The organism is Nonomuraea sp. NPDC003560 (assembly GCF_042878785.1).
GTDB lineage: Bacteria > Actinomycetota > Actinomycetes > Streptosporangiales > Streptosporangiaceae > Nonomuraea.
Genome location: NZ_JBIAOF010000002.1, coordinates 884479 through 905874 on the forward strand (window position 1 = coordinate 884479; position 21396 = coordinate 905874).

Consider the following 21396-nt stretch of genomic DNA (forward strand, 5'->3'; position numbering starts at 1 on the left):
GCGCAGCCCGATAGTTTCATCCTCCACTTATATAAGTCAATGCTGATAAAGCTGAGGATGGTCGGGGAAGACCTCGGGAAGTGGTTCGAGCAGACGATCGACTGCCGTAGTCGTGCCGGAACGCGGACTCATCGTCCCCGCCCGGCAGGCCGAGCCCCACCGCGCAAGAGCGTCACGGATGGCGGCCAGTGGATCTCGGGCCGTCGAGCAGGAAGAGCGAGAACGGATCAGCCGCCGTGACGAACGGCTTCTATTGGATGAGCCACTGCTGGTCACGGTAGCTGCTGTTGCAGCCCCACAGGGTCGCCCTCTTGCCGGGTGTCGCCTCGCTGTGCGAGATGACCAGGCACAAACCTGTCGCGGCGTTGACCAGCCGGCCGCCCTGATGGCTCCAGTACTGGACGGAGCCGCCGTTGCACGGGTTCTGGACGGCAGGCTTGCCCGGCTTGCCCTCGCCCTTGCCCAGGCACATCCCGGACGCATTGTTGACGAGCTGACCGCCCTTGCGGATCCACTGCTGCTCGGGGCCGCCCGTGCAGGTCCACTGGATCACCGCCTTGCCCGCGACGGCTTCGCCGTGGGGGACGGCCAGGCACAACCCGGTCGCCTGGTTCCTTACGGTCGAGGCGCGTTGGGCAAGCGTGGGAGTGGGAGCGGGGGTGGGCCGTACGGTCGGTTCCTGGGGCTTTGGCGATTCCGCGGGACGCGTAGGGGTGGGAGTGACGGTCTTGGTCACCGTGGGCGTCGGCGCGGGCCTGCGCTTCTTCCTTGTCGGGGTCGGGACCGGCTGTGGATAGACCGGGACCTGTACCGTCACCGTGGGGTTCGGGGTGGGCCGCTTGCGCTTCTTCCTCGCCGGAGCGGGCGTGGGCGTGGGGGTCGGTGTGGGGGTCGGCGTGGCGGCCGGGCGCGCGTTGTTCGCGAGCAGCGTGGTCTTGGGCGGCTCGTCCCGGCCGCCCAGCAGCAGCCATCCGGCGACCACGCCGATCACCGTCACCACCGCGATCCCGGAGATGACGGGCACCCGCAGGTCGCGCTTCTTCCTGGGCGCGGGCGGCCGCACCTGTGGTTGCTTACGGGCGGCCAGAGCGGGAGCGGACGGGGTGCCGCTGATCAGCAGCTGCTGCGCGTACTGCGCGGGCGGGCGGGCAGCCGGGTCCTTGGCCAGGCAGGCGGCAACGACATCGCGTAACGCCCCCGACATCGTCCCCAGGTCCGGCTGGCCGCGTAGGATCCGATCGAAGACGGCGGCGGGCTCGCCGTCGCCGAACGGCGGGCGTCCCGTCGCGACGTGGACGATGGTGCAGGCCCAGGCGAACATGTCGCCCGCCGGGGTGAACTCGTCCGCGGCGACCTGCTCAGGGGCCGTGTAGGCCGGGGCGCCGCCGCGCGAGAGGCCGAACCCGGTCACGGTGGCGCCTTCCGGGCCCTGGATCACGTTGCCGGGGTGCAGGTCACCGTGGACGATCCCGGCGCCGTGCAGCGCGCCGAGCGCGGTGAGCGTCCTGATCGCGACCTGGTCGAGCTCGTGGCCGCCACGCGGTCCTTCGACCGACACCAGCTCGGCGAGGGACGGCCCGGGCACGAACTCGCCGGCCACGTACGCCCATTCGCCCACGCTGCCCACCTCGATCACGCGGGCGGTACAGAAGGGCGGCAACTGGGCCAGCAGGTCGTACCCGCCGGGCGGCAGGAACGCGTGGATCGCCACGGCGAGGCCATCCGCCCGCCGCCCGCAGAAGACGCGCTCGCCCAGCCGTCCTTCGAGCCGGTACCCGCCGATCGCGACAGGGTCGTTGCCGCGTAGTGCCTGGATCATCGCCAAACCTCCGGAGGCCCAAAGCTAGCAACAAATGAGGCGGACGTGGCTAATGTTGACAATCTCCGTCAAATGCGATCCGGGTGCCTCTATTGTTATGCGCTGCGATCACCACGAATGGTTCGGAAGGGACAAGAAATGCCCCCCAGGCTTGGCGCGACCCCCGAGGCACTTGAGACGATGGGCAAGACATTCGTTCAGCAGGGCGAGGCGGCGCAGTCGATGAAGGCGGCGCTCGACGCCCAGGTCCAGCAGATCCCCGACGTCTGGTCCGGCGGCAACGCGGAGAAGTTCAAGGCGGCGTGGGAGACGTACAAGAAGACGTTCGACAATCTCCAGCGCGACCTGCAGGAAGCGCAGCAGGGCATCCAGAAGCAGAAGGCGGCGCTCATCGCCACCATGGGCGGGGGCGGCTGACCGGCACGTCCGCCGGACGAAGGAGCGGCGGCCGTCCCGCCGCTCCTCGCTCCTCGCTCCTCAGGGCACGGCCACCTGCACGCGTTCCCACGTGCCGCCCCTGAACAGCAGGGCCCGGCCGGGCGGCCCGATCCCGGTGGCGACGCTGCGCGGGAGCTGGACGCCGAACAGGTCGCCCTGGCCTGGCTGGTTGGGCCGCAGCAGGAGTCCCGACCGGGTCCGCTTCATGGCCACGACGGGGCCCGAGTACATGCTGTCCAGGTCGTCGACATTCCCGGCGCCGATCACGAGGTTCCCGCTGTCCCGCGACTCGCCGACGTGATCGGTGATCCAGTCCGCGAGCGGGCCGGAGTTCCCCAGCAGCTCCAGGTCGTCGATCAGCAGCGCGCAGCGGCCCGGTCCGGAGACGGCCTCACGTACGCGCTCGGCGTCGGCGTCACCGCCGAAGCAGGCCCGGACGCCCGGACGGCCGCCCAACTCGCGCAGGGGGCTGAGCCGCGGGGTGACGAGCACCGCCTGCCAGCCCCTGTCCAGCAGGCACGTCAACATCGTGCATAGAGCCGTGCTCCGGCCCGACTTCGGCGTCCCGGCCACCACCAGTGCCGGGCCGTCCTCGCCGGTACGGAGGAACCGCGCGCCCAGCGTGTCGCCGCCCACCCCGACCACGACCGCGTCCGGCGGCGGCTCCTGACCGGCCAGCGCGAGCGTCTCGGCCAGCGTGATGCCGGACGGCAGCGCGTCCACGCGGAACGGCCGCCGCCCCGGCGGCAGGCTCCCGTGCCGGCCCTTCGCAGTACGCGCCACCTGGTGCAGGGCCGCGACCTGCGCCGTGCCGGCCGGATCGCGGTCGAGGAGCGCGACCTGCACCTCCCGCAGCTCGGACGTCGCGCGGAAGGCGCGACCGGCGGGCATGTGCTCGGGAACGTCCCTGGTCTTCATCCCGACGTAGGTGTAGTCGGTGGGATCGGTGAGCCTGAGCACCAGCCGGTCGTCGAAGAGCGTGGCGATCCGCCCGACGAGTGTGCTGCGGTCCCCTGTCAGCACCACCTTCACCCCGGCGCCCGGTCCCTCCTGGAAGATCTGCATCCACTGGTCGATCAGCACGCCGTGGTCGACGGACTCGAAGGCCGCGTGGAAGCCCTCCCAGCGGTCGAAGAGCACGAGGACGTAGGGCAGCCGCTCCTCCGGCCGCACCGCGGCCCGCTGTTCGGTGACGTCGGCGAAGCCCTGCGCGGACAGCGCCTGCTGGCGCTCGACGATCGTCTCCATGAGGCGTTTGGTCAGCCGTCCCAGCCGGTCGGGTGAGTCCCGGCCGACGACCGCGCCGCAGTGCGGCATCCCGGCCAGGGGCAGCAGGGCGTTGTTGCCGCAGTCCACGCCGTACAGGTGCACGTCGGCCGGGCCGCACAGGAGGCCGGCCGACGCGGCGATCGCGCGCAGCACGGTCGAGCGCCCGGTACGCCCGCCGCCCACCACGAGCAGGTGCCCGGCCGCGGCGAGGTCGTAGTACTCGGTCCGCCGCGACTGCTGGGACGGCAGGTCGGCCAGGGCGAACGGCAGCCGCAGCGCCCGCCCGTCGGAGGGCGGCAGCTCGGACATGGTGACGAGCTCGGGCAGCGGAGGCAGCCACGGGCTGCGCGTACGTTCGAGCCCGAGCTGCGCGGCCGCCGCGCCCACCGCCTCCACCAGCACGGAGAGGTCGGTCAGCATGGTGGCGTCGTCCTCGTCGCCGCCCGCCGGGGCCGCGGGCAGCGTGACGCCGAGGTCCTGCCAGGCGACCGGATGGACGCGCACCTCCCGCGCCGCCGCCCGCCCCTGGCCCGGACGCCTCCCGCCGATCCGGGCCGACTGCACCGCGTGCAGCGAGGAGGCTCCTGACCTGATGAAACACCGTCCCGGAGTGGTCTTCGAGATCGCGGCGGCGTTGCGGGAGTCGATGACGTCCATGGACTCCTCGTTGCTCGTCACGCGCAGCGCGATCCGCAGGTTGGTGTTGGCCGCGATGTCGGGCGTGACCACGCCGCCGGGGCGCTGCGTGGCCAGGATCAGATGGACGCCGAGCGACCGGCCACGGCGGGCGATGTCCACCAGGCCGAGGATGAAGTCCGGCAGCTCGGTCACCATCGCCGCGAACTCGTCGATGACCAGGAGGAGCCGGGGCATCGGCTCCAGCGGCCGGCCCGCGTCGCGATAGTCGTTGTAGTCCTCGATGTCCTTGGCGTCCCCCCTGAGCAGCAGGTGCTCGCGCCGCCTGAGCTCGGCGGCCAGAGACTCCAGCGCCCGCTCGGTGAGGTGGCCGTCCAGGTCGGAGACCATGCCGACGGTGTGCGGCAGCTTGGCGCAGTCCTTGAACGCGCTGCCGCCCTTGTAGTCGATGAGCACGAAGTTCATCTCGTCGGGCCGGTTGTGCACCGCGAGCGAGGCGATCAGCGACTGCAGCAGCTCCGACTTGCCGGCGCCCGTCGTTCCGGCGATCAGCCCGTGGGGGCCGTCGAGGCGCAGGTCCACGCTGTGGACCCCCTCCGCGCCCACGCCGATCGGCACCCGCGTCGTCCGGCCCCTTTCCCACAGGGTGTGGATCTGCTCGGGGCGGGGGTTGGGCAGGCCGAGCAGGTCCAGCAGCCGGGCCGAGGACGGGATGACCGAGTCGGCGTCCTCGCGGCCGATGTCCCGCAGGGGTGCGATCGCCCGGGCCAGCCGGTCGCACCACTCCACGCTGACCTGGTCGCCGACGGCCTCGGGCGGCACGTCGTGCTGGGCGCCGCCGCGCAGCCGTACCAGGCCGGGGCGCTCGTGTTCGCAGACGGCCACGACCGTGCACTCCTCGGGCAGCAGCCGCTGGTCGTCGTCCACGCAGAGGGCGTAGATCCCCACCGTCGGCCCGAGCTGCAGGATCTGCGGAACTCCGGGCAGCCCGCGCAGCGCGCGGGCGCCGTCCAGCACCACCAGCACGTTGTACGGCTGCGCGCTGGCGTACCCGCCGGACGGTCCTTGCCCGAAGGAGAAGAGCGCACCGGCGTCGGGCGACCGGTGGAGTTCCCTGCGCGCGTTGATCTTACCGATCAGCTCGCCGATGCGCCGTGCGGCCGAGTCGGGGTCGTTGCCGACCAGGGCCACGCACTCCTCGCCCTCCCGGGGCACGCAGTGCGGCAGCCACCGGACCCAGTCCCAGTTCGCCGCGCCCTGCGGGTCGGCGCTGAGCACGACGACCGCCAGGTCGCGCGGGCTGTGCAGGGCCGCCGCCTGCGCGACCAGCCAGCGGGCCAGCGATCGGGAGGCGGCCGGCCACCCGGTGAGGCCGATGACCCCGGCCTGGGGGAGCGGCAGCACCACGGGCACCGCGTGCGACACCGGAACCGGCGGCTGCTCCTTCATCGCGGACATGACGCCCTGCTCCGGGACAAGCTCGATCTTGGACGGCAGGTCGGCCAGCCCGACCCGCAGATGCAGGGTGTCCGGGTCGTGCAGGCGGCGCTCCCAGAGGCGCTGCCGTGGGCCGACGGCGTTCAGGAACACCTCGGCGGGGTCGGGGAACTCGGCCCGGCGATCCCGCTGGTCGGCCCTGCGCAGCTCCTCCAGGCGTTGCTCGAAGGCCGTCATGCGGGCCTGGTACTCCTTCATGGCCTGGCGGTACTGTCTGCGCCCGTACCGCCGGTCGCTCCACCACTGCGCGACCATGGTGATCGGCGTCAGAAGCGCCATGAGCAGGAACCAGGGGGTGGACAGGGCGACGGCCATGACGACGCCGCCCACCCCGAAGATCACGCTCGCCAGCAGTTGGAGGCGGTGGTAGTCCTGGCGTGCCGGATGGCCGGGCACCTCGACGGTGTGCACGACGGCCGGCTTGTTGAGGCGCGGCGGGCGGTTGTAGGCCAGATTGCCCTCCGGCATGACGCTCACGTGCGCGTCCGGGGGAGTGGGCACGGCCAGCGTGAGGAGGGTCGTGCCGGCCTTGAGCACCCCGCCGGCCGGCCACGGGACCGGCTCGTAGAGCCGCTCGCCGTCCAGTGTGACGCCGTCGGCCATGGGCGCCACCATGACGCCGCCCGCCTCCACCCGTAGGTCGGCGACGCAGTCGGGTGCGGCGGGGTCGTCGACCGTGATCGTGCACCACCGGCCTGATCCGACGGTGGCCGTCCCGTAGCCCAGGCGGTGCACGCCGCCCGCGGACGGGCCGCCGCTGACCCGCACCTCGGCCACACCGGCGGGCTGATCGCCCTTCCTGGTGGCGGTGGCCGCCGTGGCGCTGAAGGCCACGACGTCGCCGTCCCGCAGCGCCGCGGCCACGGGCGCGTCCGGGTGCAGCGGCACGCCGTCCGCCCAGAGGCCCTGCGCCGGAACCTGGAGGTGCTTCTGGAAGGCGTGGACGAGGTGGCCCACGGTGGCGCTCTCGTCGCCGCTGATCACGACGTCACGCAGCCCCCGGCCGGTCAGCACGCTGAGGGAGAGGCGCATCAGGAACACCGCCCATTGTTCGCTTTCGCCACGCAGGCAGCATAGCGACCACCTTTCTCAGGATTTGTCATGATCATTCAGCTATCATGACGCTCCGGGGTGAGAATGATCATTCGGAAAGGTCGCTGCGCATGGGTTTTCTAGGCGGAAAACCGGACAACATGGACGCGGGTGCCCAAGGGATGGCCAGCGTTCACTCCTGCCTCACGGGAATGATGACCGAGGTGACAAGTGCTTTGCGCGGAGTCGCGGCAGCTTCGGAGAACAGCGTCCCCCCGGCCGCCAATGACGCCACCGCCGGTTTCCGGCGCACGGCCGGGCACCTGACGGCGGACGTGAATTACCTCGGCCAGGCGCTGCGGGCCATGTCGGCGAATCTGCGCAGAACGACGGGAGGCGAATGAGGTGACCGCCCCTTTCAAGGTGCCGAAAGGCGACCCGGGCGCGCTCCGCCGCGAGGCCGCCCGGCTCGGCCGCGCCGGCGAGGACCTGATCCGGGCCTCCAAACAGGTCGAGGCCCACGCGGTCACCGCGCTCAACGGCTGGACCGGCATCCATGCCGCCATGTTCGCCGTCACCGCCGGGGGCACCTTCACCGCGCTGGAAGTCGAAGGAAACGCCCTCAAAGCGGTCAGCCAGGGGGTGAAGAGGTACGCCGCGGCCCTGGAGAAGGCGCAGAAGGAAATGCGCGACTGGATCATCCGGGGATACGAGGACGACGAGAGGGAGCTCGCCAAGCCCGGCTTATCGGCAGAGCGGCAATCGTACCTGAGAGGCCGGTTATTTACCTTTTGGCCGCAAATGGCAGAAGGGAACAAGGGCGACCTTCTGCGGGACGGCGACAAGGCCACCGCACCCCTCTATGCGCTGGCCCAGCTGAAACTGGAGAAGAAGGCGGACCCCGACCCGAAGGGCCTGCTGGACCGTTTCCTGCACTCGGCGCAGTACAAGGGTTACGCGGCTTTCAAGGGCGCCACGGACCCCGTGCTCGCCTTCCTCGGGCTCTTGGACGGGGGCACCAAGGCCGCCACCGTGTTCCATTACCTGAAGCAGGGCGTGCTCGGCAAGATGGCCAAGCGCAAGCTCTCCAGGGCCGAGCTCGAGAAGGCGCTGATCAACCAGCTCTGGAGGGAGGGCGGCACACCGCGCGGCGAGCTGGGGGCCAGGGCCCGCGAGCTGGCCGGAAAGATCGCGGCCGCGAACCAGCGGGTGGAGACGGCCGAGCGCATCATGGCCGAGGCGCGGCCCCAGCTCGCGGCCGACCTGGGCGAGGGCCTGGCCGCGGGCAGGTACGCCAAGGTGGCCAAGGGGCTGGCCAAGGGCTCCGCAGTCCTGGGCATCATCGCCGGGGTCGACGACCTCATCAACAACCAGGACTCGGGCTGGGTCCGGACCGGCACCTACGTCGCCGGCGGCTCGGGACTCGCGGGCGGCCTGCTGGTCCTGTTCGGCGGCTTCATCGGCTCGTTCACCGGCGCGACGGAGGCGATCGTCATCACCGGCCTCGCCCTCGGGACCATCTCGGCGGGCTGGACGTTCGGCAAGTGGGGGGTCGAGAAGGGCAAGGAGAACAAGCAGGCCAGGGGCGTCGGCAACTGGCTGAAGAAGCACACGACCGACAAGGCCGTCGACGGCTGGCGGAAGCTCACCTGGTCCCTGACCCATCCTGCGAGGTGACATGGAATCCCTGCTCGAACGCGCACGGACAGCGTACGTGCCCGTCATCGCTCTCACCGACGAAGAGCTCACCGTGCTCGACGGCCCCGACGCCGACCAGCTCGCCCCCCGCCCCTGGTACGACTCCCAGGACCCGGCAGCCAGGGACACCGCTTGCATGGTGGCCCTGCGCAGCCTGATCGCGCGCGGCATCGCCCGCCCGGAGCCGACCGGCGAGGGCGACGACGACGTCGCGCTGCTGCTCTCCGACGACCTGCAGGACCTGCTCGCCGCCCGCCGTACGCCCCGGCACGTCGTGATGGCCGAGCGGATCCTCGCCGACAGCAGGCAGGCCCGCGTGTTCTACGTCGGCCCCGGGCCCGTGGCCGTGGAGGAGAACGTCAACGAGAGCGGCCTGCACGGCCTGGCCATCGGGCCGATCGAGCGGCTGGCCGAACGGTTCGCCGAGTTCTGCGACCCGCACGCGGGAGCCGGGCAGCGGCAGGGGAACGGGCTGCGGCGGGTCGCGCTCACCGACATCGCGCGCGGCGTGGGCCAGGACATCTTCGCCGAGGCCCTGGCGATCACCCAGATCAGCCACCACCGCCTCGGGCCGGCCGACGAAGTCGAGGAGACACGCTGGACGATCTACGCGCCACGGGGCCGCGTGGTGCTGGCCGAACCTGAGGCGGACGGCGAGGACGGCGTGCTCGTCCTGACCGATCTCGGGCCGCGCGAGCTCCGCGAACACCTCCTCGACCTGCTCCGCCCGTCTGCCTGAGCCCCCACGGCCCCACCCTGAACGGCCTGCCACCCGCCGGCCGCGTACCCGACCTCACCGGACAGGACAACTGGCGACGCGCGACGCCGTGCTCGTCAGCGCGGGGCTCGACGCGGTGACGACCGCCGCCGCTGTCCGAGGGACACATGCCAGGTCAGAGCAGGTGAGGCACTTCTCGGCGCCCACAGGTGGCGCACCCCATGCCGGAGCGCCCGCGTCCGAAGGGCCCGCTGACATCGAGGTCCTGTCGTCGATCAACGCGCCGGGTTCTGATCGGTCAGGACGCCCATGTACCGGATGACAAGATCCATATTGGCAGGCCGAACCGTGCGGCGGAGACGATGTCGCTGACACCCATGCTGGTCATCTGGGGGCGGTGAGGTCGGCGTTCTTGAGCCGCGCCAGACCGTGGACCTCGCCACCCACCTGGAGCAGCTGCACGACGCCCGAGCCCGTGGCGAGCGTCCTCCCGCTGATGCCCTGCTCGGCCTGCCACCTTGCCGGGCGGTCGGCTCATGTGCTGGCAGGCCCGGCAGGGCTTGCCTGAGCGGAGGCCGCCGAGATGCCCGCCACGCCCGGCGCCAACGAGACCGCCACAGCTGCGGTGAGCGCTACCGTGATCATACGAATCTGCGTGACGATCGCTTCCTCTCACGAAATGGATGAGCACCTTGCCTGACGTTGCGGTGCAACAGTCGGGCGGATCATGTGGCGAATTCGTTGAGGATGTGTTGACTCCCTGTCATTGAGCACGTTGCTCGGGGACCGCACGGCACTTCAGTCGGCCGTCGTTGCGAGCGGCCTCCCGGCTCACTGTGGATACCGGGCGGCCGATCGCCACGGCGATCGAACGTAGTGAGACTCCAGCCTCGAGACCGCGGCAGATCGAGTCCCGGTCCTCCGCGCTCAAAGGCACTGGCGGTCATCCCGTGTTCGGGGCGGGACAACAAGCATCTGCGCCGGGCGCTCGCCCGGTCCCACCGGACCCTAGCCAAGATCAGAGATCGCAACTGGGGCCACTGGCTGACTGGAGATGGGAAGTCCAGCAGCGAGGACGGCGCGCCGGATGACAGGAGCCGGACAAGCCGAGAGGTTCACGTCCGGGTCTGCGGGAGCCGGGGGAGACCTCCTCCGGCCACCCAACAGCCCTTGAGTTGACCCTTCTGACTGTGGCAGGGCGTCAGAACTCCCAGGTGTCGTCGCGCAGGAGCACCACCTTCCCGCCGGGCCCCAGCCCGGTGACCGTGACGTCCGGGCCGCCGACCATGAAGTCGACGTGCACGCGCGAGGTGTTCACGCCCGCCGCGTCCAGCCGTGCGGGGTCGTCCGTACGCAGGTGGGCGGGCACGCCCGGAGGCAGCCCTGCGCCCCAGGCCAGGTGGCAGGCGGCGTTCTCGTCCAGAAGGGTTTCCAGGTAGGTGATGCCGCTTTCGCCCACCCGCGAGGAACGGTCGACCAGAGCGAGCTCGCCCAGCCGGGCGGCGCCCGCGTCGGTGGCCTGGTGCGCGCGAACGACCTCGGCTCCGGCGCTCGCCCTGACATCGGTCACGACGCCATCGGCGAAGGTCAGCTCCAGGTCGCGGATGAGGGTGCCGTCGAGGGACAGCGGCCGGGTGGCGCGGACCGTACCGGCGACGCGGCGGTAGTCAGGGGTGGTGAACACCTCCTCGGTCGGCAGGTTGGCCTGGAACGGGCGGCCGTTGACGTCCTCCAGGCGGGCGGCGGTCCAGTGGGCGTCCGGGAGCAGGCCGATGGTCAGGTCTGTGCCGGGGCCCTCGAACCGCACGGCGTCCAGGCGCATGTCGGTGAGCCGTCGAGCGCGATCGAGCAGTTCGGCGATGCGCTGCCGCCACGCCTCGCGCGGGTCGGGTTCGTCGAGACGGAGGATGCGGCGCAGGTGCCGCCACAGCCTGGCCTGGTCGGGTTCGCCGAAGACGGCACGGGCCCACTCGGGGGTCGCGTAGGGGACGATCGTCCAGCGGACCAGGTTGTCGAGCTGGAGCCGCTGCCGTGAGGTCAGCGACGGCATGCGGTCCAGCCCGACGCGGATCGGATCCAGCCCGGCCAGGAGGTCGGGGGCGGCGGCGCCGCGGACGTTGACGATGATGCCGCCGTTGCGTCCCAGCTCGTCGTTGCGGGCGTCGAGCCACGAGGGCACCTCGGCCAGGCTCGCGGTGTCGGCGTGCCGGAGTCGGGAGCGTTTGGCGTGCGGGTCGAAGTACCAGATGTCGGCGTAGCGGGCGCCTCGGGCGTAGGCGGCCTCGGCCAGGGCGCGGGCGAGCGGGGCGTGCTCGATCTCGGCGTTGATCAGCACCCGGTCGTCCGCCAGCAGGGGCACGGCCACGTCGAACACGACGTCGGCATAGTCCGACAGGTCAGCGGGGGGAATGGTCAAGGGGGGCTCCTTCGTGTTCGTTGTGGCGTATCGGCAGGAACAGCAGCGCTCCGGCGGCGGACACGGCGCCCACGAGGGCGAAGCCGCCGGCCAGGCCGAACCGGTCGGCGAGGACGCCAAGGGACAGGGCAGCGCTGAGGAATCCGACGTCGAAGAAGGCCGTCGTGGTGGCGACGGCGGATCCGCGCTCGCCGGCGGGCAGGCCGTGCACCGCCATCCGCAGGAAGGCGGGCAGCCCGAGGCCCTGCCCGGCGCCGATCAGCGCGATCGCGCACCATGTCCCGACCGGCGAGGGCCAGGCGGCAAGCAGGATCGATCCCGTCCCGGTCAGCAGGAGGGAGGCGACGGCCAGGCGCGCCGGGGCCGCCATGGCGAGCAGGCGATGTCCGGCCAGCCGGACGGCGACGAGGACACCGCCGTAGACCAGGAAATGGAGGCCGCCGGAGCCGCCGCCGAGCGCGGCGAGGTGCAGCGGCAGGAAGGCGCTGATGGCGGTGTAGCCCCACACGGAGGCCAGGTAGCCGAAGCCGGGTCGTAGAGCGGACGTGTGGTACAGCCGGGCCCGCCCGGTTCCCGGATCCGGCCTGGTCCTCTCCGTGTCGGGGCTCATGGTCTTCGGCAGGGTGCGGCCGAGCACAGCCGACCCCAGCGCCACGGCCGCGGCCGTGATCCAGACGGCGGCGAACCCGGACGCGGCGTACAGCGTCTCGGCGATGACAGGCCCCGCGAGCAGGCCGGTGTTGACGACGGCGGAGAAGTGGTTGATCGCCGCGCCGGGCCGCCGGTGGTCGCTGGCCAGAGTGGCGAGGCCGACGTAGGCGAGCGCCTCACCGACGCCGGCGACGCCGCGCAGGACGAAGAAGAGCGGTAACTGTCCGACGGCGAGCAGCGCGAGGGACGTGCCGGACAGCAGCAGCGCGCCCGCACACAGGGCCGTGCGGCGTCCGGCCCTGTCGGCCAGCCATCCGGCCAGCGGGCGGGCGAGCACGCCGGCCGCGGCGGTGACGGCCAGCGAGACGCCCACCATGCCCGCCTGCTGGCCCAGTGGGCCGGTGAGGTATCGCGGAACCGCCGGGACGAGCAGTCCGATCGACAGGAATGCGCCGGTCGCGCAGCCGAGCAGGCGGCCGATCACCGTTCGTCACGTAATTCGAGCAGAAGCGCGGTCATGCTGACCTTGACGCCGTCGTGCGGCGGTCCGGCCTTGTCGTGCAGGAGCGCCACGGCCTGGTCGATCAGGCCGACGATCTCCTCCCAGACGGGCCTGGCCAGCCACACCTCGGCGTCCATGGACGTGCGCCGGCGATCGGTCTCAGCCAGGCGCCTGGCCAGGTCGGTGCTCATCGCCTGATGGAGGAGTTGCAGCCCCTCGGACCGGTCGAGGCGCTCGCCGCTGGACGGGTCGTACCGGTAGCGCAGCTGCGGGCGGCCCTTGCCTGCCCGCGGACGCTCGTCCGTCTGCTGGAGGAAGCCCGCTTTGGCCAGCTGGCGCAGGTGGTAGCTGGCCGAGGCGTGCGCGATGCCGAGTTCGTCGGCGACCTCGGTGGCCGACATCGACGCGCCGGTGAGCAGCGACACGATGCGGATACGCAGCGGGTTGGCCAGGGCGCGGAGAGGAACAAGGTCATCCGGATTTTCCAAAGGCACCTTGGGATATTACGTTTTCCCAACAGCTCTTGGGAAGAGGTGGCTCGCCGGCCGCTCAGGACGAGCGACATCCGTTAAGGTTCACCGATGCTGCTGACGATCCTTGGCGGATGCGGTGCGTGGCCGGCGGCGGGCCAGGCCTGCAGTGGTTACCTCGTGGAGCACGACGGGTTCAGGCTGCTCGTCGACCTCGGATCTGGGACGGTGCCGCGGCTGCTGGAACGGGTCGACGCCGATCAGATCGATGCGGTGTTCATCAGCCACGGACATCCCGACCACTGCGCCGACCTGAACCCGCTGCTACGGGCGCGCACTATGCGTGATGACCCGTCGGCGCCATTGCCGGTGTACTCGCTGCCCGGCGCCCTGGACGCGGTGCTCGCGCTTGACCGCCCGGGAGTGCTGACCGACGCCTACGTCCTGCGCGAGTTCACCGACGGCAGCAGATTCGACATCGGCCCGTTTCGCGCACAGACTCGCCTGCTGCCGCACTCGGTACCCAATGCCGGCATACGGCTGACAGCGGGCGGACGGGTGCTCGCGTACACCGGCGACAGCGGCCCGAGCCCCGACAGGGTGGAACTGGCGCGTGGCGCTGACCTGCTACTGGCCGAGGCCACCTATGTGAACCACGTCCCGGAGGGTTCCCGAGGTCACCTGACCAGCGCCCGTCAGGCAGGCCGGCAGGCGCTGGAAGCCCATGTCCGGCACCTGCTGCTGACGCACCTCCAGCCAGGCACGGACACCTCGGCCGCGCGAGCCGCCGCAGGGGCCGAATACGACGGTGAGATCGGCATCGCCACGTCCGGTCTCGCCGTCGACCTGTCGTGCGCCGAAGTCTCAGGGATCGAAGAACGTTCACCGGACGCAGGCTTGAAGGGGACTCCACCCTGGGGGTGTCCGAAGCTCGGCCGTTGAGGTTGACCTGCGGTTCGGCGTTTCCGTCCTGGCGGGCGTGATCGCTGTTCATGGCGTTGCGGTTGCTAACTGATCTTCGTTGAGCCAGGCCGGCGCACGTCGTGATCAGCAGGGCGATCTGGATGACGTGCGGGGACGGCATGTCGGCAAGGAACGCCTACGCGAGCACGAACACTTCTGCAACCAGCACCGCGGCCACCGTCCTGACCCAAAGCGAACCACCAGCCTGAACATACGCCGACAGACGGGCTCGACGGTGTCCTCTACAAAGAGCCGCATGCCGCTTGAACTGCATGGATGAGATGTCCGGCAGGCATCCCTGACCGATCTCACTTGTATCAGGTTTGACTTATATAAGTAGCGGCTGAAATTATGACTCCTGCACGCACTCGACGTGCTCGGCGGCGCTGTCGGCACCTTCGGTGCCCGTGCGGCGTCGACTCCAACCAGTCGGGGAAGTCGGCATCCAGTTGGAGCGCTTTCGCAGGTTCTGGAGCCGGCACCTGGACGCGCTGGCCGCGGAAGTCGCGCGCGCCCGGCGCGAGCGCCGCCACCCGCTTGAGGAGACTCCGTCCGATGAGGGACGACCAAACTCGAACGACGAGAAGAAGGACGAATGATCGACATCGTCAACCAGACAAGCGCCACCCAACGGGAGATCGGCAACCAGCCGGTCGCCGTCGGCGCGGGACGCTCACTGCTGCTGCGGCGCACGTACGACGCCACGATCGAGGCCGTGTGGAGCGCCTGCACCGACCCCGACCGGATCAGCCGATGGCTCACCCCGATCGACGGCGACCTGCGGCTCGGCGGTACGTTCCAGCTCAAGGACAACGCCGGCGGGGAGATCCTGCGCTGTGAGAAGCCCCATCTGATCAAAGTGGCCTGGGTATTGGGGGAGGGCGTGCCCACTGAGGTCGAAGTGCGCCTCGCGCCCAGCGGTGACGGCGGTGGGACCGTCCTGGAGTTGGAGCACGCCGCGCCCGCCGAGATCGTCGATGAGATGGCACGTACGTACGGGCCCGGTACCACGATCGGCATGGGAGTCGGCTGGGAGCTCGAGCTGCTCGGTCTCGACCTGTTCCTGCGCGGCGTCACGTTCGACCCCGCGACATGGGGCCGCACGGCCGAGGCGAAGGAGTTCGTCAACGCCAGTTGCCACGTCTGGGGACCCGCGGTCCAGGCCGCTTGGGGCACCGGCGACGACGACCTCGCCGCGGCCGTCGCCTTCGCCGCGCAGCACTTCGCCCCCGAGGCCGGCAGGGACGGCGACAGGTGACCCGCCGCGCGGTGAGTCGTTCCGTTCTCAAGAGAGGAGCAGGCCGGATGACCGACAACCCCGCTTTCACAGCGGTCAGCAGGACGACGAGGACGCTGCTGACGTGCGGCACCGTCGCCGGCCCGCTCTACATCATCGTGGTCCTGCTGCAGATGCTCACCAGGGACGGATTCGACATCAGCCGGTACCCGGCCAGCATGCTGAGCAACGGCGACCAAGGATGGATGCAGATCGCCAACTTCGCGGTCAGCGGCCTGCTGTTCGTGGCCGAAGCGGTCGGCCTCCACCAGGCTCGTGGCCCGGCGGGCTGGGGCGGCACTTGGGGGCCGCGACTGGTCGGCGTCTTCGGCGCCGGGATGATCGCCGCTGCCTGCTTCTCCGCCGACCCTGCCGACGGCTTTCCGCCCGGGACGCCCGTCGGCCCGCCCACAAGCATGAGCACGCAGGCGATGCTGCACCTCCTCGTCTCCGGGATCGCCTTTCTCGCGCTGATCGCCGCGTGTTTCGCGTTCGGACGGCGGTTCGCGGCGGCCGGCCGTCGCCGCTGGGCCGCCTTCAGCAGGATGACCGGCGCGATCTTCGTGGCGGCCTGGATCTCGATCTTCGCGGCGCAGGGCTTCAGGGTGGCCAACGTCGCCTTCGCCCTCGCCATCGCGCTCATCATGGCATGGGCGTCGCTCCTGGCCGCGTACCGGCTGGCTTCGACCCGGCGTCGTCGCGGCGTCGCCCTGACCGTGGTTTGAGCGGGCATCGACCATGCCACCACGCACCTGAGCCAGCCGGAGCCGAGCACTCCCTAGCCCCACGGCTACCGGATCGAGTTCGAATGGCAAGACAGTGGTCCGCGCCGGGATGGAGCTCCTGCTCGACCCCGTCGGAGTCATCATCGGTGGGAGCTCGAAGGCCGAGATAATGGGTGGGCCTGTCCCGATTGTAATGATCGGCATATTCGTCCAGCATGGTGCGGAGGTGCCGTTCACCCAAGATCAGCAGCCTGTTGGCGCACTCCGTGCGTGCGGTGCGGACCCATCGCTCGGCGAACGCGTGGGCGCGTGATGCGCGCGGCAGGATCAAGCGGCTATGCGGCTCGGTGGTACTCGTTGATCAGCCCGTCGAGCACCTTCCGGCGTTCGATCCGGCCTTCAGGGGTACGGTCGTCCGCTCCTCGTGATCGGGCGGTCGCTGCGAGCGGAGCTGGTGCGGCCGATGGCCGTTGTAGTGAGCGGCATACTCCGTCAGAACCGACTGCACGTGCCGTTCGCCGTAGATCAGCATGCGGTCGGTACACTCGGCCCGTACAGTGCGCACCCACCGCTCGGCATGGCAGTTCGCCCGCGGCGTGCGCGGCGGGATCTTCACAACTGTCACGCCCGCGCCAGCGAAAACCGCGTCGAACACCTTGGTGAACTTGGTACCTCGGTCGCGGATGATGAAGCGGAAGAAACCGATGCGGTCGCCGAGGTCCATGAGCAGGTTGCGGGCCTGCGGGACCGTCCACGCTTCGGGTCCCGAAGGCCCTGCCCCGCCCGGCCGCGGCCGCCGACGTCGCCAAGGTCTTGGCCGCGATTTGCTCGCGGCGGCCGCGCAAGGATCCCATCAGCGATCAAAGGCCCCTGACCACTGGTGAGGGCACGATCTGACCCTAGGACTCGAAGTCCAGTGGTGGAGAGTGCTCACTCACCAGCGGCTACCAGGCACCGACTCTGCCAGCGAGGCCGACCCGGTGGTGCCATTAGTGGCGGGCGGTGGGGAAGCGGCGGAGGGTCGGGCTGAGCGTGGTCGCGGTCGCCACGAGGGCGAGCGCGGCGGCGCAGGCCAGGATGCCGCCGGTCCCCGCCGTGACCAGCGCTCCGCCGAGCAGCGGCCCGAGCGCCGCCGCGCCGCCGCCGCATAGCCCCGTGATGCCCGTCAGCTGGCCGCGCAGCTCGTCCGGGGTGACGGTGATCTGGTAGGTCAGGATCGTGGTGTTGGCAAGGGGGACGAAGAAGGCGGCGCAGCCGAGCAGCAGCCCGAGCGGCAGGCCGCTCGGCACGACCGCCATCAGCGCCGTCAGCGCGGCAGTGACCCAGGAGAAGCCCACGATCACGACCGGCGCGGGCAGCGCGGCGTGCAGCCGGTCGGCCAGCGCGGCGCCGAGCAGCCCGCCCGCCCCCATGCAGGCCATGCTCAGTCCGATCACTCCGGCGCCCACCTGGTCCTCGTGGGACGTCGCCAGCACGATGATGATCAGAGCGGTGAAGACCAGGTTGGACAGCAGCATCCACAGCAACGTCGTCCTGATGACCCGTCGGCCCAGCACCCATCGCACCCCGGCCACGAGGTCACCGCCCGGCCCCCGATCCTCCCCGGTGGGATCCGGACGCGCGGGCAGCCGCAGGAAGAGCAGCGCTACGGAGGAGAACGCGAGCATGACGGCGTCCACCACGAACGGGATCGCCCGCTGCAGGGCGAACAGGAAGCCGGCCAGCGCCGGTCCCACCAAGGTCGCGATGAACGGCCGCGCGGTGTTGACCGCCACCGCCCGCGAGAGCTGCGAGGTGGGCACCACCTGCGGCAGCGCGGCCTGCTCGGCGGGCTCGAACGCGGCCCCGAGCAGGCCGTCGAGCAGTGCCACCAGCAGGATGTGCGGGAAGGAGCAGGCGTCCAGCCACACGGCGGCGGCGACGGAGGCCATGGCCGGCGCCCGTCCGGTCTGACAGATCAGCAGGGTGCGCCTGCGGTCCCAGCGGTCGGCGATCACCCCGGCGGGAAGGTTGGCGATCATGTGGCCGGCCGCCACCACCGAGGAGGCCAGCCCGGCTTCCAGGGCGGAGCCGGACATGGCCAGGATCAGCAGGGGGATCGCGATGAAGTTGATCTCGTTGCCCAGCTCGGAGAGAAACTGCCCGCTCCACAGCGTGGCGTAGCTCCTGTTGCGCGACAGCGGGGCAGGTGCGGGTTCGGAGGTCATCGCCGCCGCGGCTTGGACCGATCCGCCCTCCAGCTACACCCATCACTTCGTCAGCGACCTGGGAGTCCGCGGACCCTCGACACTGTTCGGGCAGTACATGTACTCACCGCTCGCGTGGGTGATGAACACCGGCTTCTTCCTGTTCGGAATCACGATCCTCGCCGGTACCGCGTTGCTGCGCGGTTTGCCGTGGCGACACCGCTGGGCCGCGCTGGTGCCCGCGACCCTGCTGGCCGTCGGCGGGATCCTGCTCGCTCTGTTTCCCGGCTCCGGCGAGGCACTCGAAGACGGCACGGGCGAATTCCACAGCTTGGGAGCCTTCGCGGGCTTCATCGGTGGCAACTTGCTGGCCATCGTGCTCGGAAGCATGCGCAGGCGGGTCGGACTCTCGCCGGTACTCGGGAGAGCGCTGATCACGGTTGGCATGATCGGCCTGCTTGCGATGCTGCTCTATCTCGCCGCCATCTTCTCCGCCGGCGACACCATCGTCGGCATCATCGGACTCGTTGAACGCGGCGCTGTGCATCCGTTCCTGATCGGCATCCTCTGCGCGGGAGCATCGATCCTGAACCGCCGGGTCCGGACGCGAGCCCACGCATGACGACACATCCTGGCAGAAGCGCGACGGTTGGGCGTCCTGGTACCGCGACTGGAAGCGGCGAACCGGGCTCGGCCCGCGAGTGGTCAATGATCTGATTGTTGTCGATGCCTTCTACGACTGAGAAACGGCTGTCAGGTTCACCACGCGGACGCCGCTGTCCTGCGTCCAGAACTTGACACCGCTACCTGACGACCACTGCCGGCCACCCGACGACAGTTGGGCGCCCTCGAGGGGCACGGCCGTCCGTGTGCGGGCGTCGTAGATGTCACCGGAACCGGTGAAGAACCGATCCCGACAGGGGGAGTCGCGCAGCCATTGATGGACGTCGTCGTCGCTGCCGTCGCTGCTCTGGACAACGGTGTCGTTTCCTGAGTGGTGTCTCCCGTCTGCAGATTGACGACTCTAGTCGGATTTGTGCGCACGTCCAGAGGCTCGTCTGTCGCCCACGGCCACTCCACGAGCTGCAGTCCCTTCGGCCTGAGCACCCGTTCGGGGACTCCGCTGGCGATACTCATCCGCCAGACCCCGTCCAGCGGTGCTGACCAGACGATGTCCTGGCCGACGAGCGCCATGTGATCGACGTTCTCGCCAGGGATCGGCCCCACCTTCCTCGCCTCCCCGCCGGCCCGCAAGGGAGCAGCCCGGACCTGCCCGTCGGCCAGCCACCGCCCGCTCACAGTCGACGGCCGGCTGCTGCGCCTGGCTGAGGGAGGCGACGGTTCGTGAACGCTTGGAGGCCGTGTCGTAGACCTCGAGCGTTCCTCGCTCGCCCCGGACCAGCACCTCCGTGGCGCTGATCGCCGCCAGCGGCCTGGAGCGCGCGGGCATGGTGAACACTGCCTGCGACCACACGCGTTCGACCGCGTTTCCCTCCGGCTGCGCCGGCCTTGGCTCAGGCGTGTCCGCGACAGCGTGCGGTGCGGGCCAGGCGACCATCACGCCCCATCCAGGGGCCGCCGCGTAGACCGCTGCGAGTGCCCCTTCGCCTTTCTGCGCCTCCGGCCCGACCCTCTGGAACTGACGATCACCGTTGCGCCGCCGGATGGTCTGCTTGCCTTCGAGCGCGCTCGAATGTCTATCTTCGCCGTCATGACTACGACAAAAGGGACCAAGACCTGGATCATCACCGGTGCGAGCTCCGGACTCGGCCTGGCGTTGGCCGAGGCGGCGCTGGCCGCGGGCGAGCACGTACTCGGCACGGCGCGGCGGACCGGCCGGTTCGACGCGCTGCGGGCTCAGTACGGCGACCGGCTCCTGCCGGTCGAGCACGACGTGCGCGACACGGACGCGGCCGCGGCGGTCGTACGGCGCGCGCTCGACGCATTCGGGCACGTCGACGTACTCGTCAACAACGCCGGAGCCGGGCAGGTGGGCGCCGCGGAGGAGGTCACGGACGCGCAGTTGCGCGACATGCTGGAGCAGCACCTCTATGGCCCGGCCGCCTACGTGCGCGCGGTGCTGCCGCACATGCGTGCGCGTCGTTCCGGTGCGATCGTGCAGATGAGCAGTCAGGGCGGGCGGATGTCCTTCCCTGCCGTCGGCAGTTACTCGGCCGGCAAGTTCGCGCTCGAAGGCTGGTCGGAGGCACTGGCGGGCGAGGTCGCGCCGTTCGGCGTCCGCGTCCTCATCGCCGAGCCCAGCCGCTTCCGCACCGCCTTCAACGCTGCCGAGGTACTCAACATCGTGGACCAGCGCCCGATCTATGACGAGGTGCTCGGCGCCGTCCGCGCGAACATGGTCGAGGCCGACGGCATCCAGGAGGGCGACCCGGCACGCGCCGCCTCGGCCATCCGCGACATGCTCGACACGCCCGATGCGCCGCTCAGGCTTCCGCTCGGCGCCGAGGCCGTGCGCAATCTCACCCGCAGCTACAGCAACGCGCTCAGCGACGTCGAGAAGTGGGCGCATGTGAGCCAGACGGCCGACTTTCCCGGCATGCCGCCGGCGCTACGCGCGTTCTGAGCTCCGTACCCTGTCGAACATGGCCACCGAAGACCTGATCGAGCGCATCCTCGCCGCCGACGACGAACCGTCCTCGTCGGTCATCGATGCGCTGCACAGACTCCTTGACGACACCACGATCGAGACCTCGGCGGCGCCCAAGAGTGTCGCCGAGGCCGCCCGCCTGATCGGCCTGTCTCCCCACACCCTCCGCTACTACGAGCAGGAGGGACTCCTGCGGCCGGCACGCAACGCCTCCGGTTACCGCGAATACTCGGCGTTCGACCTGCGCCGCCTCATCTTCCTCACCCGGATGCGGCTGTCGGGAATGACCATGCAGGATCTCAAGCGCTACATCGCCCTCGTCGAGCAGGGCCCGAGCACCGTCCCGGAACGGCGGCGCATCATGCTCGACCAGCGCGAGCGCATCGTGCGGCAGATCCGCGAGCTCACTCTCGCCCTGGAGACGACCGAATACAAGATCCGAGTTTACGACGGGCACCCAGAAGGCTGACCAGCGGCCGGGGTGACCGCACA

19 protein-coding genes are annotated in these 21396 nt (G+C 70.4%); 10 read left to right on the forward strand and 9 right to left on the reverse strand.

What is annotated here, in order from left to right; translation table 11 throughout:
- Window positions 1-250 precede the first annotated feature (250 nt).
- Window positions 251-1819: a ricin-type beta-trefoil lectin domain protein gene (locus ACFYUV_RS09495; RefSeq protein ID WP_387666783.1), complete on the reverse strand. Its 1569-nt coding sequence runs from the start codon at window positions 1817-1819 to the stop codon at window positions 251-253.
- 138 nt (window positions 1820-1957) lie between these two features.
- On the opposite strand from ACFYUV_RS09495, the gene ACFYUV_RS09500 reads away from it, so the two are divergent.
- Window positions 1958-2236, forward strand: a complete 279-nt coding sequence (locus ACFYUV_RS09500) for a WXG100 family type VII secretion target (protein WP_387666786.1) — start codon at window positions 1958-1960, stop codon at window positions 2234-2236.
- Between the two features lie 60 nt (window positions 2237-2296).
- Here ACFYUV_RS09500 and ACFYUV_RS09505 read toward each other — a convergent pair whose 3' ends face one another.
- Entirely contained in the window at window positions 2297-6691 is a 4395-nt protein-coding gene (locus ACFYUV_RS09505) for an FtsK/SpoIIIE domain-containing protein (protein WP_387666789.1), read from the reverse strand.
- Between the two features lie 86 nt (window positions 6692-6777).
- On the opposite strand from ACFYUV_RS09505, the gene ACFYUV_RS09510 reads away from it, so the two are divergent.
- From ACFYUV_RS09510 to ACFYUV_RS09520, 3 genes are read left to right on the forward strand one after another with little or no spacing between them, the layout of a single operon-like run.
- A complete protein-coding gene (locus tag ACFYUV_RS09510; RefSeq protein WP_387666792.1) occupies window positions 6778-7095 on the forward strand; it encodes a hypothetical protein in 318 nt (105 codons plus the stop codon).
- Between the two features lies 1 nt (window position 7096).
- Complete coding sequence (locus ACFYUV_RS09515) at window positions 7097-8368, forward strand: hypothetical protein (RefSeq protein ID WP_387666794.1); 1272 nt, start codon at window positions 7097-7099, stop codon at window positions 8366-8368.
- Between the two features lies 1 nt (window position 8369).
- Window positions 8370-9128, forward strand: coding sequence for a hypothetical protein (locus ACFYUV_RS09520; protein ID WP_387666797.1), 759 nt, complete (start codon window positions 8370-8372; stop codon window positions 9126-9128).
- 742 nt (window positions 9129-9870) lie between these two features.
- Here the strand turns inward: ACFYUV_RS09520 and ACFYUV_RS09525 are convergent.
- The 4 genes from ACFYUV_RS09525 to ACFYUV_RS09540 all read right to left on the reverse strand — a co-directional run bounded on the left by ACFYUV_RS09525 (window position 9871) and on the right by ACFYUV_RS09540 (window position 13170).
- Window positions 9871-10044 (reverse strand): helix-turn-helix domain-containing protein, encoded by a 174-nt coding sequence (locus ACFYUV_RS09525; RefSeq protein WP_387666800.1) that lies wholly within the window; start codon window positions 10042-10044, stop codon window positions 9871-9873.
- 264 nt (window positions 10045-10308) lie between these two features.
- Window positions 10309-11523: an aminopeptidase gene (locus ACFYUV_RS09530; RefSeq protein ID WP_387666803.1), complete on the reverse strand. Its 1215-nt coding sequence runs from the start codon at window positions 11521-11523 to the stop codon at window positions 10309-10311.
- The gene (locus ACFYUV_RS09535; protein ID WP_387666805.1) at window positions 11504-12658 is read right to left on the reverse strand and encodes an MFS transporter; all 1155 of its coding nucleotides are present in this window, start codon (window positions 12656-12658) and stop codon (window positions 11504-11506) included. Before ACFYUV_RS09535 ends, ACFYUV_RS09530 begins: the two co-directional genes overlap by 20 nt.
- A complete protein-coding gene (locus tag ACFYUV_RS09540) occupies window positions 12655-13170 on the reverse strand; it encodes an ArsR/SmtB family transcription factor (protein ID WP_387666808.1) in 516 nt (171 codons plus the stop codon). The genes ACFYUV_RS09535 and ACFYUV_RS09540 overlap by 4 nt, the downstream gene beginning before the upstream one ends.
- Window positions 13171-13257: 87 nt before the next feature.
- On the opposite strand from ACFYUV_RS09540, the gene ACFYUV_RS09545 reads away from it, so the two are divergent.
- From ACFYUV_RS09545 to ACFYUV_RS09555, 3 genes are all read left to right on the forward strand, one after another.
- Window positions 13258-14088, forward strand: a complete 831-nt coding sequence (locus ACFYUV_RS09545; protein ID WP_387666811.1) for an MBL fold metallo-hydrolase — start codon at window positions 13258-13260, stop codon at window positions 14086-14088.
- A gap of 616 nt (window positions 14089-14704) precedes the next feature.
- Window positions 14705-15367, forward strand: coding sequence for an SRPBCC domain-containing protein (locus ACFYUV_RS09550; protein ID WP_387666814.1), 663 nt, complete (start codon window positions 14705-14707; stop codon window positions 15365-15367).
- Window positions 15368-15414: 47 nt separating this feature from the next.
- Window positions 15415-16110 (forward strand): DUF998 domain-containing protein, encoded by a 696-nt coding sequence (locus tag ACFYUV_RS09555; RefSeq protein WP_387666816.1) that lies wholly within the window; start codon window positions 15415-15417, stop codon window positions 16108-16110.
- On the opposite strand, the gene ACFYUV_RS09560 is transcribed toward ACFYUV_RS09555, so the two are convergent.
- The 3 genes from ACFYUV_RS09560 to ACFYUV_RS09570 all read right to left on the reverse strand — a co-directional run bounded on the left by ACFYUV_RS09560 (window position 16028) and on the right by ACFYUV_RS09570 (window position 18317).
- Window positions 16028-16441: an integrase core domain-containing protein gene (locus ACFYUV_RS09560; RefSeq protein ID WP_387666818.1), complete on the reverse strand. Its 414-nt coding sequence runs from the start codon at window positions 16439-16441 to the stop codon at window positions 16028-16030. The two genes, ACFYUV_RS09555 and ACFYUV_RS09560, sit on opposite strands and share 83 nt — an antisense overlap.
- Before the next feature lie 30 nt (window positions 16442-16471).
- On the reverse strand, window positions 16472-16834 hold the full coding sequence (locus tag ACFYUV_RS09565) for an integrase core domain-containing protein (protein ID WP_387666821.1): 363 nt from the start codon (window positions 16832-16834) through the stop codon (window positions 16472-16474).
- A gap of 265 nt (window positions 16835-17099) precedes the next feature.
- Complete coding sequence (locus ACFYUV_RS09570) at window positions 17100-18317, reverse strand: MFS transporter (protein ID WP_387666824.1); 1218 nt, start codon at window positions 18315-18317, stop codon at window positions 17100-17102.
- Here ACFYUV_RS09570 and ACFYUV_RS09575 point away from each other — a divergent pair.
- The 3 genes from ACFYUV_RS09575 to ACFYUV_RS09585 all read left to right on the forward strand — a co-directional run bounded on the left by ACFYUV_RS09575 (window position 18280) and on the right by ACFYUV_RS09585 (window position 21373).
- Window positions 18280-18918, forward strand: coding sequence for a DUF998 domain-containing protein (locus ACFYUV_RS09575; RefSeq protein ID WP_387666827.1), 639 nt, complete (start codon window positions 18280-18282; stop codon window positions 18916-18918). The genes ACFYUV_RS09570 and ACFYUV_RS09575 overlap by 38 nt on opposite strands.
- A gap of 1089 nt (window positions 18919-20007) precedes the next feature.
- Window positions 20008-20880: an SDR family NAD(P)-dependent oxidoreductase gene (locus ACFYUV_RS09580; protein ID WP_387666830.1), complete on the forward strand. Its 873-nt coding sequence runs from the start codon at window positions 20008-20010 to the stop codon at window positions 20878-20880.
- A 19-nt stretch (window positions 20881-20899) separates the two neighbouring features.
- Window positions 20900-21373, forward strand: coding sequence for a MerR family transcriptional regulator (locus ACFYUV_RS09585; protein WP_387666833.1), 474 nt, complete (start codon window positions 20900-20902; stop codon window positions 21371-21373).
- The last annotated feature ends 23 nt before the right edge of the window (window positions 21374-21396 follow it).